We start from the raw sequence: 13,896 nt of genomic DNA on the forward strand, positions 1-13,896 counted from the left end.
GCACGCACGCATCGCGCAACAATTATAGTTGCTTACGGTAACGTTGTTATGCGGAAAAGTGAAGTGGTTATATCACCTACTTTTCAAGTACAAGCACAGTTACAACAATTTAATGTTGGCGTGTGGAAACTTTATATTCGTATTCCAGCGCCCGGTGGTCGGACGCGTAGATTCGGGCTGATGTAACTGCTCGCATGTCACCGTACAAAGATTACGTCAGTACACAACAATCTTTTGGACGAAACCTCAGCCGCGTCAATGCCAAGATGGGATCACTTTTGGTGAGTAAATGACTTTTCAGCCCTTGACGAAAATGAGTACCGCATTCGGCGGTATGGTCAGCTCTGCAGAGGCGGCGAGGCCATGCATCGGCACGTCGACGCCATTGATGAATCCGCCGTTCCCCCTGCACTCGGGGTCGGAAAGTGGTCGTAGAAATCGCTGTTCAACACTTCCACCCATGTGCCGGCATACGGCATTCCCAAGCGATAACCGTAAAGCGGATTCTCGTTCAAGGACGCAACGACAACCACATCATGGCCGACGCCTTCCACCCAACGCTGAAAAGCCAGCATACGGTTTCCTTCATCGACCGAGATGATGCGGAGCCCTTCTCCCCGGAGCCCCGCATGCAACCGGCGAAGCCGGATCGCATCCGATACGAAACGCAGGAAGTCCGTCATGTGCCGGTCACGTCCATCCAGTTCTGCCCAATAAAGCAGGAATCGTTCATCCATGCCGGGGTCGTCCGACCATGGCTTGTCCTCGAGGAACTCCTGTCCCATGAACAGCATCGGCATGCCGGGAGCCATGAGCAAGAGTCCCGTCGCGAACCTCGATCGGCTGCGCGCATACCAGGATCGCGGATTGCTTTCGTCCGCAAGTCTCGCGATGCGCGGCGACCGGTCGCGGTAGACCTCATCGTGGCTTTCGATGTACTGAATCGCCCGCCATTTTTGGGGCAACCTAGGCGCCCATAGCGCGTCCGCAATCCTTCCCATGTTGATGCCGGCCTCGCGCGCCCATCGCCGTCGCGGAGGAAACATACTGTTGGGTGATGGTCATGCCGGCCCCTTCAGAAGAATTTTTATAATGATGACGATGCCGTTAAACGACTGGTAATCACGGATGCTAATATAAAATATGGAAACGATGCTTTGAATATCTTTTGAATATAGTTTGAAAGGCCGACTTGGAACTAAGACACTTGCGCTACTTCGTCGTTGTTGCCGAGGAGGGGCATTTCACTCGAGCAGCGCAGCGGCTATCCATGCAGCAACCGCCTCTCAGCCAGCAAATCCGTGCCCTGGAGCAGGAGCTTGGTTTTGATCTGTTCAGGCGCCATCCCAAAGGAGCGGAGTTGACGGCTGGCGGCGTAGTCTTCCTTCAGGAAGCAAAGGCCATCCTGGACGGGGTGGAGCAAGGAGCAGCGCGCGCCGCACGTGCTGCGAGCGGGAGCGCGGGCAATATTTCTGTCGGCTTTACGAGTTCGGCTGCCGCACATCCCATCATTCCCCAAATCATGCGCAGTTACCGTGCCGCCTGGCCGGGCGTCACGCTCGAATTCCGAGAAGGCAATGCTGCCGAGTTGACCGATGCGTTAAGCGCAGCGACGCTCGATATCGCGTTTCTGCGCTTGCCTGTCAGTCAGCCTCCGGGCATCCATTTCAAGCGTTTGCTCGAAGAGGAAATGCTTCTTGTGCTACCGGTCGGACATCCTTTGCTGCGCAAGCATACAGGGCGGAGCATGCCTACCATTTCACTGAAGTCGCTCAAGGATGAGCAATTCATCCTGGTACGCCGGCGAGGAGCGCCTGGCATGTACTCGAATCTGATCGATGCTTGTGTGCGCGCAGGATTTACCCCCAATATCACGGTCGAGGTCGAACGCATGCTGACCAATATCAGTCTGGTGGCTGCCGGCGCCGGCATATCGGCAGTGCCGGCATCGATGAAAGGCTTCCATGAAGACGCCGTGGTGTATTGCCACATCCAGGAGGCAGGCCCCGACTTGAATGCTCCGCTTACGATGGCGTGCCGCGACGGAGAAACGAAGGCTACGGTCCGGCATTTTATGGATGAAGCGGCGCGATTCAGCCGCCCAGGCAAGGCAAAAAAATCGAAACGGCAGTGATATGCGAGCATGAGTTCCGATGAATACATCTCCCATACCAATTGATGACACGCCCTAGGTCAAACCATGCGCATGTACCGCGCGGCGATCAAGTTTTCCATCCCATGCGGCAATCGCCATGCAGGCGACGCCGTTGCCTATTACGTTTGCCAGCGGTCTGCATTTAAGCAAACGCTCAATGCCAACGATCAGAAAAAGGCTGCTGTCGGGTATTGCCGGAACGGCGACGATTGTCGCGGCCAGTGCAATGAAGGCAGAACCTGCGACACCGCTTGCGCCTTTTGACGTCACCATGGCGAGCGCCAAAATCGTTATGTAATCCCACAGCCCGAGTTGGATCTGCAAAGCTTGGGCCAGAAATACCAGCGCCATGGTCAGATAGATATTGCTTCCGTTTAAATTGAACGAATAGCCGGCAGGTACCGCGATGCGGGCAACCACTCCTGCACAGCCGGCCTGTTCAAGTTTTTCGATCAGTCTAGGCATTGCCGTCACCGACGACGACGTGCCGAAAACAAGTAACAGCTCTTCCTTGAGATAGCGGATGAACGGCAGTATCCGAAAGCCGGCGCATCGCGCGACGGCTCCCAACGCAAGCAATACAAACAGCGCTGTCGTCGCGTACAGCGTCGTAAGCAATGTGATCAGCGGTGTAATGGAAGACACTCCGTATTTCCCGACCGTGAATGCAATGGCGCCGAACGCCGCAAATGGCGCCAGTTTCATCAGCATGCCGACAAGTTTCACCAGACGCTGACCGATCCAGTCACAGCCGGCGATGACAGATGCAGCACGTTCTTTCAGTACCGCGAGCGCCATGCCGCATACGCATGCCAGTAACAATACCTGCAGAATGCTGCTTCCCATGAAAACGCTTGTGACGGTCTCAATGAATGTGCGCGGGGCAGTGGTGAGAGAGGTACTCGCATTGACGCCTGGGCTGCCGGTCAATACGCTTGCATCGATATGAAAATTGGCGCCGGGCTGCAACACGTGCGCCACGAAGAGGCCCGTCGCCAGCGCAAGCGTCGACGTCAGTTCAAAATAAATCAGCGCCTTGATTCCCAGGCGTCCAATGTGACCAACTTTGCCTGCCGCCGCGAGAGCAGAGGTCACGGTGAAGAAAATGATGGGCCCCACCAGGACGCGTACAGCGGAAACGAACCATTCGCCCAATGGTTTCATCTGCACCGCCAAACCGGGATTGGTATAGCCAAGCATAATGCCGGCTGCAATCGCGAAAAGCATCTGCATTGCGAGGCTGCGCAAACCGATATTCTTCAAGAATCCGGTACTGGATGAATTCCGAATCTTGATGCTGCACATGCGTTTCATGTCTCCGCTACGGCCGCAAATGGCGTTGTCCGCACAATGAACCCTTATAGGTTGTTGTAATCGTTTTTTTCGATGGCCGGTGGCGCACCGGAGCACCGGAAGGGATGTCGCAAACCAGCTTAGCGTTGCGGATACCGAGTGTCAACGGAATTGCCGCGGGTCGTAATGTTCTGACGGCAATGATAATCGCCTTTCAATTCATTCATGCGGTGTCAGAAACCTGGCTCGGCAAACGTATGTCTTTTAATACAAGCAACTGCACCTCAATTTTTTGGAGCCCCAATTGTTTCAATGATTCCATCGGCACAATGCCATACTTTAAATATATGGAACATCGTCTTTCAAGATATTTGACTCTCTACAAGAAGATTTTTAGTATGCAGCACACGGCTATCTTCAGGAAGGCCGCGCCGCTTAATAAAATCAACAGGAGATACATCATGCACATCATGCGTCTATTGGCAGGTGTTGCGCTTGTCAACGCGCTCGCCGCTTGCAGCTCACTGCCCGTGGCTACAACCGCCACGCAGGATCAATCCTTAACTCCCTGCCCGGCTGGCCTGGAAGCGGTGGCAAAGTGCTACACCGGCGTTGACGACAAGGGTTCTCACTACTGGATCGCCATCCCGAACGATTGGAACCGTACCTTGGTCATGCATGCGCATGGCGGCCCGCGTCTTTCCGCAATAGGCCGCAACACCAGCCTGGAAGATCTGGAACGTTTTGCCGTGACGGTGCGCCAGGGATATGCATGGGCAGGCTCCAGTTACCGGCGTCCCGGATATGGCGTACGCATGGCAGCGGAAGACACCGAAACCCTGCGCAGAATTTTTGTAAATTCCTTCGGCAAGCCGGCCTATACCATCCTGCATGGACAGTCCTGGGGAGGCAATATCGCAGCCAAGGGAATAGAACTGTATGCGCGTAATCCGGACGGCACGCCGAATTACGATGGTGTCGTGCTTACCAATGGAATGGTTGCCGGCGGTTCGCGAAACTATCTCCACCGTGCGGACCTGCGCGCGGTCTATCAATACTACTGCAAAAACCATCCAAAGCCGGACGAGCCGCAGTATCCGCTGTGGATGGGCTTGCCGGCCGATTCCAACATGAGCAGCAAGGATCTTGCGGAGCGAGTGAAGGATTGTACCGGCGTCGGCTTGAAGGCTGAGCAGCGGACCGAACAGCAGAAACGAAATCTCGCGAATATTCTCGGCGTGATATCCATCCCGGAAAGATCACTGGTGTCGCATCTTAACTGGGCCACGTTCTTGTTTCGTGATCTGACGCAGCGAGTACTGAATGGCCGGAACCCGTTTTCCAACCGCCATGTCGTCTATCGCGGCTCCAGCGACGATACGGCACTTAATCGGAATGTGCCGCGATTCGACGCAGACCCGGTCGCGGTGCGGCAACTTTCAGAAGACTCGGACATGACCGGCGACATCACGGTGCCGGTGATCAGTATGCATGCAATCAACGACCCGACCGCGATGGTCGAGTACGAGTCCGACTACAAGCGCGTGGTGGCGAACAAGGGAAATGCCGCCAAGCTGGTACAGGTTTTCACCACCGAAAGCGAGCATAGCAAGCTAGCGGACGCCGAGTATGCGGCGGTTTTCGATGCGGTAACACAGTGGATCAAGTCCGGCGCCAAGCCGTCTTCGATGCAGGTCGCCGCACTGTGCGAAAAGCACGCCGAAAAATTCTCGGGCGGCTGTCACTTCGATACAAAATTTACACCGGCGTCGTTATTCAAGCGTGTCGCTGCACGAAACGAAAGTAGCACTGACAAACGCTAGGATTAATCAGGCGTCACCTCAATCGAAACCACCTCTCCGGGGAATAGATGAAACCCAAGTTGTCCGCCATCGTGCTCGGTGCGATGCACGTGTTTTAAGGTATTGAGGCGACGTGAAAGTGGCGCGTACCTTGCGCGTCACTTTTCACCGTCATGCCGAGCAAGCGTTTATCTTATCGCGTCAAGCGCGCTCAAATTTCCTTGCAACCTCCATTTGTCTCCTGGGCGGCAAAACCAAGCGAATTTGCCTTGCTGCGAAACACCAGAGGCTGCACATTCATGTCTTTCTGGCGCGTCTGCGTTGCATGTGCGTCGAATACGATCTTGCCGATCTGATTGTGGTGGCCGGACTTGCCACAAACAGGATCAGCATTGGCGGCATCTCCGGTGAGCGCATAGGCCTGGCAGCGGCAGCCGCCAAAATCCTTTTTCTTGTCCGGGCAGGATTTGCACGGTTCCTTCATCCAGTCACTGCCGCGATAGCGCTGGAATGCATCGCTGTGGCGCCAGATTCCGGCAATGCTTTGAGTCGTGACGTTCGGAAAATCCATGCCAGGCAAGGAACGCGCCGCATGGCAGGGCAGGGCGGTGCCATCCGCCGCCACCGCAAGAAACACCGATCCCCAGCCGTTCATGCAAGCCTTAGGCCGGTCTTCGAAGTAATCGGGCACTACAAACAGGATGCGCAAGCGATTTCCCAATTTCTTGCGATAGGCGTTGACCGTTTCTTCGGCACGCTGCAACTGCTCGCGCGTGGGCATCAACTGCGCCCGGTTGACTAACGCCCAGCCATAGTATTGCGTGTTCGCGAGTTCCAGGTAGTCCACGTCCATTTCCACGGCCATCTCGATGATGCGGCCGACGTGGTCAAGATTATGCCGATGCAGAACGACATTGAGCACCATCGGATAGTCGTACTGACGGATCAATTTTGCCACGCGTTGCTTGAGTTCGAAGGTGCGCGTGCTGGACAGGAAGTCGTTCATCTCGCGGGTGGAATCCTGGAACGAGAGCTGGATATGATCCAGGCCAAGGTCCTTCATGCGCGCGATTCTGGCTTCGGTCAATCCTATGCCCGAGGTGATCAGGTTGGTGTAATAGCCCAGTCTATGCGCCTCGCCTATCAATTCTTCCAGGTCTTCCCGCACCAGCGGCTCGCCGCCGGAAAACCCCAGCTGGGCCGCGCCAAGCGCGCGGGCCTGCCGCATCACATCGAACCACTGGGCAGTGGTCAGCTCCTTTTCGTGACGGGCAAAGTCCAGCGGGTTGTAACAGAACACGCAGTGCAGCGGACAGCGATAGGTGAGTTCGGCCAGTAGCCATAATGGCGTCCCGGTTGCTCCTGGAAGTTGGCTTGTCATGTCATACGACCCAGCCGCGTTCGCTGGCTGCATGCAAAAAATCTTCCACGTCGTGCCGCAGACCGCTGGTGGAAAACGCGCGTTCCAGGTCCTGCACGATTTCCGCGGTATTGCGCCGGCCGTCGCAACGCTTGAGCACTTGCGCGGCACTGTCGTTCAGCTGCACCATTCCTTCGGGATAGAGCAGCACGTAGGCGCCTTGTGCCTCTTCCCATTGCAAGCGGTAGAGGCGGGACAGGCGGGGCTTTTCGATAACAGTATTCATTGTGTCCTCGTCATCAAGGGTAAGCACGTTCGATCGCGTCCATCATGGACCACAGTACATCCAGCTTGAATTGCAATATCTGCAGGGCTCGCTCCTGCTGCGCACGGGTATGGAAATAATCGAGGGTAACCTGCAGTCCGTGTTCGACATCCCGCTCCGCAAGCGAGATACGGCTGCGAAAGTAATGCAAGCCTTCCGGATCGATCCAGTCATAGTGCTGCGGCCAGTTCGCCAGCCTTTCCTTGTGAATCTTGGGGGCGAACATTTCCGTCAGCGATGAACACACCGCTTCCTGCCACGGCGACTGGCGCGCGAAGTTGACATAGGCATCGACCGCGAAGCGCACAGCCGGGACCACATGCCTGAGCGACCATAATTCCTCGCGCGGGATGCCGACCGCTTCACCGAGACGGGACCAGGCTTCGATCCCGCCGGAATTGTCTTCCCAACCGTCGTGATCCAGTAGGCGCAGCACCCATTTGCGTCGGGTTTCGCGATCCGGACAGTTGGCGATGATTGCACCATCCTTGTTCGGGATGTTGATCTGGTAATAGAAGCGATTGGCGACCCAGCCGCGTAGCTGTGACGGCTCCAGCAAGCCGCTGTTCATCTTTACATTGAAAGGATGAAAGATGTGATACCGCTCTCCCTTTCCGCGTAGCCGCGCTTCAAATTCCTCGCGCGTCCATGCGGCGGCGTCCGGTTCCAGTTGCGTAAGCACCGCATTCATAAGTTGATCTCCATCCCATCGTAGGCGAGCTCGATGCCATGACGTGCAAGTGTGGCGCGTTCCCTGGAATCGTCGTCAAGAATCGGATTGGTATTGTTGATATGGATGAGAATCTTGCGCCTGTCCTCCAGGCTGCCCATCAACTCGATCATGCCTCCCGGACCGGATTGCGGCAGATGGCCCATATCGGCGGCCGTCTTCGCCGACAATCCAAGATGAATCATTTCGTCGCCGCGCCAGAAGGTGCCATCGACCAGCACGCATTCTGCCGTTCTCATTGCCGATTCCACGTGGGGTTCGATTTGTCCCAGTCCAGGCGCATAGAATAGCGATCTGCCGGTCTTCTCGTTTTCTATCAGTAGTCCGATATTGTCGCCCGGGGTTGGCGCCATTCTGTGCTCTGAATAGGGTGGTGCTTTACTGCTCAAAGGAACCGGTGTAAACCGAATGCCTTCCAGCCGCGGCAATGTGAATGGCGTGCCCGTGCTGCGGGCTCCGTCGACCTCGTCGACATCGATCGGGTTCCACTGCATGTCGCAGTAGTGCGATAAAACGCGTGTCAGCGCCAATCCATGGGTCAGATCCTTCCATACCGAGGCGGTGCAATGAACAGATAGGGTTTTACCTTCGCGCAGCATCAGCAGGCCGGTCACATGATCTATCTGCGCATCCATCAGCACGACTGCAACGATGCCAGTGTCGCGCGGCGACCGTCCCGGTTGCAGCGCCGGTGTGGCGGCGATCTGCGAGAGAATATCCGGAGAAGCATTGATCAAGGCCCAATCGAGCTCATTGGCGGTGACAGCGATCGACGATTGGGTGCGGGCACGGGCACGGACCGTTCCGTTCCGCACCCCGTTGCAATTGCGGCAGTTGCAGTTCCATTGAGGGAAGCCGCCTCCTGCCGCCGAGCCAAGCACGCGAATTTTCATGGTGATGTCCGGTTTGCGAAGCGCTCCGGGGACGGAGATCCCGCAGCGCTTCGTCAGATACTTGTACTTCCGGTAGCCCATGACGGGCTGCCGGCGTTAATGAGCGTGGTTAACGATTAGAGATATACATCGTGATTTCGAATCCGAATCGCAGGTCCGTGAACTCGGGCTTTGTCCATTGCATAGTGATCTCCTTGAATAGAAAGTAGGTGGTACGTTTTTTGATCGCGGATCTGTTACAGACAACTAGCGATGGAACAGTCATGCAATCGATCCCCCTAAACGCAACATCCATGCCCGAGCAGTTCGAAGGGCCATTGAATGAAGGCTTTCTGAACGTTGGCGACGGCCACCGGCTTTATGTGGCGCAGTATGGTCAACCCGATGCGCCTGCTGTCGTCGTGCTGCACGGTGGCCCGGGCAGCGGATGCCATCCGTCGATGCTGGAGTGGTTCGACCTGCGGTGCTGGCGTGTGATTCTGGTGGATCAGCGCGGAGCCGGCAGGAGTGCATCCGACGACCCGTTGTCCTGCAATACAACCGCCGATCTGGTGCGGGATCTGGAAAGACTGCGCAAGGCGCTGCGTATAGACAGCTGGACCGTTGTCGGCGGTTCCTGGGGCGCCTGCCTCGCCTTGCTGTATGCCGGCCATGCGCCGGAAGCGGTCTCCAACCTGATCTTGCGCGGCGCTTTTCTTGCGACTGATGAGGACGTCCGCTGGTTTTTCCAGGGATTGCGACCGCTGGTGCCTGATGAATGGATGCATTTGACTGCCGATTGGTCCAATTTGCAACAGGGCACAGTGTTCCAGACTTTGGCAGCATTGCTACAAAATGGAACAGTCGTTGAGCAGGAAGAAGCGGCGCGCCGCTGGGGGCAATACGAGGATGGCGTGATGCGCGCGATGTGCGCCATGTTTGCTGCACGAACGCGCTGTCCGGAACCGCAGCTTGAAAAGTGGCTGCCGAAATACCGGCTGCAGGCGCATTATCTGTCCATGCGTTGCTTTACCAGCACGACGTCGCTGGCCAATGCCGCGGCGCGCGCATCAGCTATTCCGACAACCATCATCCATGGGACGCACGATTGGATCTGCCGGCCGCAGAATGCTGCGCAGCTCAAGCGCTGGATGCGCCAGGCGCGGCTCGAATGGATCGCGCGCGGCACGCACATCGCATCCGATCCTTTGATCCGCAACGCGTTACGGTCCACGATCGCTAATTGTGTTGCTTGATGTGTTGCATGCCCAAGCGTGAAAGAAAGAGCCATGACAAGGCGGCCTCCGTAAGGCCGTGCCGCGGGACAAGCGTCCGACATCGACGGTATAGTCAGGATGGAACTGCCCAGGGAACCTGTTCCAGGTTTAATCGCTCTACATCCTTCGAACTCAAGCTTGCAAGGAATACCGAAGGCGACTGTGACATGTTCATCGCTTGTCTGTTGGCAACAAAATGCGAACAAAAGCAAGGGTTATTCAGATTCATCGCCTTTTTCATTAGCGCTACGCTTACCTTCGGTTGAGATAAATCAATCACTTCACCTGCGTGATAGACGAAATTAAAAATTAACGAATATTCAAAGAACCGTAATGTTCAGTCGTCCGCACATCCCAGCTGTCCTGTTCACGCCGTCGCCCGAGTCGGTATTGGCAGGCCTTACCGTTTTGAATGGATGGCCCGCGGTGGTGTGCCTGGCACCGGTGGCAGTCGTCACGGCAGTTTGCATATTCAAGCGTGAAGGCTACGTACGTGGATCGTGCAGATCAGAAGCAGAAGCGCGAAAAGCGATCAAAGATTTTATCGAGGGCCGCTAGCCACTTGCGATAGCTTGGCTGTCCTGGTATCCCCGGCGTGGTTTGCCGTCCTTGAGTGCATTGAGAAATGTCAATTCAGCTATGAGGTGCGCCTCTATCCTGTAGATGCAGATGCAACGAGAAGTCACCGTATCAGGTCACCAGGCATGCACGCTTTGTCCTTTGAAATTTTCCGGCAATAGGTGCGTGGGCGGGCGCTTTTTCCGTCTCGTATCGTCGCTGTATTTTCTTCCGACACGTAGGCAATTAAAGCAATACAGTGTTTTCACACGGTAACGGGCGCTGGTGACAAGTGCAGGATAGCTTGCCGTCTCACTCTCCAGGTAATCGTTGCCGATCTGCTTCAACGATAGATAAAGGAGCGACCATGTCATTACGCATCAATGATACTGCGCCCGATTTCAGTGCCATGACCACGCAGGGACCGATTAAGCTCCACGAGTGGATCGGCAACAGTTGGGCAATTCTTTTTTCTCATCCAAAGGACTTTACTCCCGTATGCACAACCGAACTTGGCTATATGGCCAAGATCGAGCCGGAATTTGCGAAGCGCAACTGCAAACTGATCGGCTTGAGCGTCGATCCGGTCGAAAGCCACAAGTTATGGGCCAAGGATATCGAAGAAACACAAGGCGCAATGCCGAACTATCCAATCATCGCGGACAGCGATCTCGCCGTTTCCAAGATGTATAACATGCTTCCGGCAGATGAGCCAGGTACGTCTGAAGGGCGCACCGCCATGACGAATGCGACGGTTCGCTCGGTATTCATGATCAGCCCCGATAAGAAAATCAAGCTGATGCTGACCTATCCGATGAGCACTGGCCGCAATTTCGACGAGATTCTGCGCGTGCTCGATTCCATGCAATTGACCATGGAAAGCAAGGTTGCCACCCCGGTCAACTGGAAGCAGGGGGAGGATGTCATCATTCTGTCGTCGGTGAGCGACGATGAGGCGAAGACTTTGTTTCCTCAAGGATGGACCACGGTGAAGCCTTATCTGCGTACGGTCAAGCAACCGCAGCGGCAGGGTGGTTAGTTTTCCAGCGGAACACGCCGATGTGTACAGCGCATCGGTGCAATCAGTGCCCTGCCATGAGTCCGAGCTATTGGCGCTCGCGACTTGGTCTGGGCACGATCTTACGATAGGAGGTGCGACATGGCCAAGTACCTTATCCAGGCCAGCTATGTAGGCGAAGGCGTAAAAGGTTTGCTGAAAGATGGCGGCACGCAACGGCGTGCCAGCGTCGAGCAGATGTTAAAGTCGGTAGACGGCAAGATGGAATCGTTTTACTTCGCATTCGGCGACAGCGATGTGTTTATCGTCGCGGATCTGCCGGACAATGCCACTGCTGCGGCAATTGCCCTTAAAGTCAACGCTGCCGGCATTGTGAGGTGCAAGACTACCGTTCTGATGACACCCGATGAAGTCGACGCCGCAACGAAAATGGATGTGACCTATAAGCCGCCCGGCGGCTAGAATCGTAGTGGCACGTGTGCGGGCAGGGGCCGCACACTAAATATCTTAATTTCGCCTGCGGCAATGCTGCCGCAGGCGAAAACCGCGTGAATGCGGACACTCCTCATTTAGTCCTGATGCGCATGCGAGCTTTTACGACAAGGCTCTACGCTTGGCTTGCCGCTTTCGATTCCGCCCCGGAATTGCGTTGGTCATTCTCGGTCAATGCGACACGCAATGCCTCGGCGGCTTCTTCCAATTCGGCCAAAAGGGCCGCGGACAACAAGCCGACATACAAGCGCGAGTAGAGTGCGCGTTTACGGTTTCTCATATTCATTATTTACATCTCCAATCAGCGAATTGATCAGCGCATACAGCCGGCTCCCGGCTCGTTGCCGTTTCACTGTTGACTGTGCATAGCGCAGGAGGACGTCATTATAAGTACATCGCATACTGCGTGTAGAAATTGTTTTATTCCTGCAATGAGCCGTTGTTCCTTCAGCATCAAGACATCCGTATCGGCGCGAGCATCACGCGAAAAATGCGGATAAAGGGCAGTATCGTTTCTTTGGCGAAGACACACATGTGGCGACGTGACTTTCCTGCCCGGCGATTGCGGTCCGATGCCGCATCGTTGATCAGTTCGGGCTGACGCGAGCGGCAAGATCAAGCAACAGGGCGGCGCCATTTCCGCGCCAGGCGCTGCCATGCATGCATGCCAGCGTGGTCGGCTGCAGATCGGACAATCTGGTCAGATGCATGCGCGTATCAGGGCTGTGGGCAAAATAATCCATTTGCAATCTGAATGCTTCGCTTGGTTCAAGGATATCGTTTTCCGTCACCGGAGGATGTACGTGGCCTGGCTGGGTGAACAGATCGCCGCATAGCAGCGTGCGCGTCGTTTCTTAAAAAGCCATCGAGCATTCCCATCCATGCGGCAGGTGCGGTGTTGCGATCCAGCGAATACGATGCCGCCCGAGTTCGAGAACTTCGCCATCCGCCATGGCTTTTGCACTCCTGAGGGCAAGGTCGTTGATCGACACCATCGCGGCGACCTGGCTGCAGACCGGTATCGCGGCTGGCGCACGTTCGAGAAAATCGTTGAGTGAGCCGCACTCATCCGCTTCGACGTGCGAAAAGCCGATGTAGGACAGTTCTGATACGGGCAGTACCTGTTCGATGGCAGCACATATGCTTGAAAACAATTTGCGCGGCCCTGTGTGATAAAGCATGGGGTAGTCGTCGACAATCAGATACTGGTTGAATGAAAATCCTCCTGGAATAACTTCCGGAGGGACAGGCGTAGCAACACGAAAGATGCCATCTGCGATTTCATCAATTGTTGTGCCGGTATTGGTTTCTCTGGTGTCCATCTTGCTTACTCGCTTTCTTGGGAAGAAGAAATAAGGAGCTGCAGCGCGTGGACCGCAGCCTGGTTTACAAGCTCGGATTGCTTCAAGAGTGTAGTGAGTCGATTCCATGACGGGTAATCCAGTACAACCAGTGCCATAGCCGTTACCTCCGGTGGCATTTCCCGTTCTACTGCCTTGTCAATAAAATCGCGCACCAATCCTTCGACCCGGGTTCGCCCGTACTCGGCCACTTTCGCAAGTTCCGGTAATGCGGCAGCGTCCGCCGCCGTCCAGCGAGACCAGGGATGAAAGTATTCATACCGTGTATATACCGCCTCTACCAAATGCGACAATTTTCCGGTGAGGCTTGGGGCCGAAAGAATTGCATCCATTTCAATGCCAGGCGCGGCGGCGGCGACCATCCCGCTACAGGCAGGAATAAGCGTATTTCGATTGGGGAAATGTTTATACACGGTCGGAATCGACACGCCCGCACGATGAGCAATGTCTGCATGAGACGTTCCCAATGCACCTTTTTCTGCATGCAGTTGCACGGTGGCCTCAATGATGCGTTTGATGGTTTCCGATTCGGCCTGTTTGCGAAGAGCATTCCTATATGACCTCGTTGGCATGTCGAATTCGCATTGAGCATTGATATATTTAATATAGGCGGAGTAAAGTCAAATCGCAAGCATGATCCGGCACGGATTCGG

The 13,896-nt window shown here is 55.4% G+C and carries 16 protein-coding genes; 5 read left to right on the plus strand and 11 right to left on the minus strand.

What is annotated here, in order from left to right:
• Positions 1–338: 338 nt before the first annotated feature.
• Positions 339–800 (minus strand): alpha amylase C-terminal domain-containing protein, encoded by a 462-nt coding sequence (locus D3871_RS27865; protein WP_158598103.1) that lies wholly within the window; start codon positions 798–800, stop codon positions 339–341.
• A 392-nt stretch (positions 801–1,192) separates the two neighbouring features.
• On the opposite strand from D3871_RS27865, the gene D3871_RS27870 reads away from it, so the two are divergent.
• Positions 1,193–2,134, plus strand: a complete 942-nt coding sequence (locus D3871_RS27870; RefSeq protein ID WP_119772318.1) for a LysR family transcriptional regulator — start codon at positions 1,193–1,195, stop codon at positions 2,132–2,134.
• Between the two features lie 54 nt (positions 2,135–2,188).
• Here D3871_RS27870 and D3871_RS27875 read toward each other — a convergent pair whose 3' ends face one another.
• Complete coding sequence (locus D3871_RS27875; RefSeq protein ID WP_119772319.1) at positions 2,189–3,469, minus strand: cation:dicarboxylate symporter family transporter; 1,281 nt, start codon at positions 3,467–3,469, stop codon at positions 2,189–2,191.
• Positions 3,470–3,909: 440 nt separating this feature from the next.
• On the opposite strand from D3871_RS27875, the gene D3871_RS27880 reads away from it, so the two are divergent.
• A complete protein-coding gene (locus tag D3871_RS27880) occupies positions 3,910–5,271 on the plus strand; it encodes an alpha/beta fold hydrolase (RefSeq protein WP_119772320.1) in 1,362 nt (453 codons plus the stop codon).
• Positions 5,272–5,461: 190 nt separating this feature from the next.
• Here the strand turns inward: D3871_RS27880 and pqqE are convergent, their stop codons facing one another.
• From pqqE to pqqA, 5 genes are all read right to left on the minus strand, one after another.
• Complete coding sequence (pqqE, locus tag D3871_RS27885) at positions 5,462–6,631, minus strand: pyrroloquinoline quinone biosynthesis protein PqqE (protein WP_233575841.1); 1,170 nt, start codon at positions 6,629–6,631, stop codon at positions 5,462–5,464.
• A gap of 1 nt (position 6,632) precedes the next feature.
• Positions 6,633–6,896, minus strand: a complete 264-nt coding sequence (pqqD, locus tag D3871_RS27890; protein WP_119772322.1) for a pyrroloquinoline quinone biosynthesis peptide chaperone PqqD — start codon at positions 6,894–6,896, stop codon at positions 6,633–6,635.
• Positions 6,897–6,909: 13 nt separating this feature from the next.
• Positions 6,910–7,626, minus strand: coding sequence for a pyrroloquinoline-quinone synthase PqqC (pqqC, locus tag D3871_RS27895; RefSeq protein WP_119772323.1), 717 nt, complete (start codon positions 7,624–7,626; stop codon positions 6,910–6,912).
• Entirely contained in the window at positions 7,623–8,558 is a 936-nt protein-coding gene (gene pqqB / locus D3871_RS27900) for a pyrroloquinoline quinone biosynthesis protein PqqB (protein ID WP_119772844.1), read from the minus strand. Before pqqB ends, pqqC begins: the two co-directional genes overlap by 4 nt.
• 109 nt (positions 8,559–8,667) lie before the next feature.
• Positions 8,668–8,742, minus strand: coding sequence for a pyrroloquinoline quinone precursor peptide PqqA (pqqA, locus tag D3871_RS27905; protein ID WP_119772846.1), 75 nt, complete (start codon positions 8,740–8,742; stop codon positions 8,668–8,670).
• 79 nt (positions 8,743–8,821) lie between these two features.
• Here pqqA and D3871_RS27910 point away from each other — a divergent pair, with 79 nt between their 5' ends.
• The 3 genes from D3871_RS27910 to D3871_RS27925 all read left to right on the plus strand — a co-directional run bounded on the left by D3871_RS27910 (position 8,822) and on the right by D3871_RS27925 (position 11,852).
• Positions 8,822–9,793, plus strand: coding sequence for an alpha/beta fold hydrolase (locus tag D3871_RS27910; protein WP_119772324.1), 972 nt, complete (start codon positions 8,822–8,824; stop codon positions 9,791–9,793).
• 946 nt (positions 9,794–10,739) lie between these two features.
• Positions 10,740–11,411, plus strand: a complete 672-nt coding sequence (locus tag D3871_RS27920) for a peroxiredoxin (RefSeq protein WP_119772326.1) — start codon at positions 10,740–10,742, stop codon at positions 11,409–11,411.
• 120 nt (positions 11,412–11,531) lie between these two features.
• On the plus strand, positions 11,532–11,852 hold the full coding sequence (locus D3871_RS27925) for a GYD domain-containing protein (protein WP_119772327.1): 321 nt from the start codon (positions 11,532–11,534) through the stop codon (positions 11,850–11,852).
• A 145-nt stretch (positions 11,853–11,997) separates the two neighbouring features.
• On the opposite strand, the gene D3871_RS30435 is transcribed toward D3871_RS27925, so the two are convergent.
• The 4 genes from D3871_RS30435 to D3871_RS27935 form a co-directional block, all read right to left on the minus strand.
• A complete protein-coding gene (locus tag D3871_RS30435; protein WP_158598104.1) occupies positions 11,998–12,162 on the minus strand; it encodes a hypothetical protein in 165 nt (54 codons plus the stop codon).
• Between the two features lie 307 nt (positions 12,163–12,469).
• Positions 12,470–12,592, minus strand: a complete 123-nt coding sequence (locus D3871_RS31590; RefSeq protein WP_338016870.1) for a hypothetical protein — start codon at positions 12,590–12,592, stop codon at positions 12,470–12,472.
• A 144-nt stretch (positions 12,593–12,736) separates the two neighbouring features.
• Complete coding sequence (locus D3871_RS31595) at positions 12,737–13,312, minus strand: oxygen-binding di-iron domain-containing protein (RefSeq protein WP_338016871.1); 576 nt, start codon at positions 13,310–13,312, stop codon at positions 12,737–12,739.
• Positions 13,210–13,815, minus strand: coding sequence for a TetR/AcrR family transcriptional regulator (locus D3871_RS27935; protein ID WP_119772328.1), 606 nt, complete (start codon positions 13,813–13,815; stop codon positions 13,210–13,212). Before D3871_RS27935 ends, D3871_RS31595 begins: the two co-directional genes overlap by 103 nt.
• Positions 13,816–13,896 lie beyond the last annotated feature (81 nt).

Origin of the sequence: Noviherbaspirillum saxi (genome assembly GCF_003591035.1) — a bacterium.
Classification (GTDB): Bacteria; Pseudomonadota; Gammaproteobacteria; order Burkholderiales; family Burkholderiaceae_D; genus Noviherbaspirillum; species Noviherbaspirillum saxi.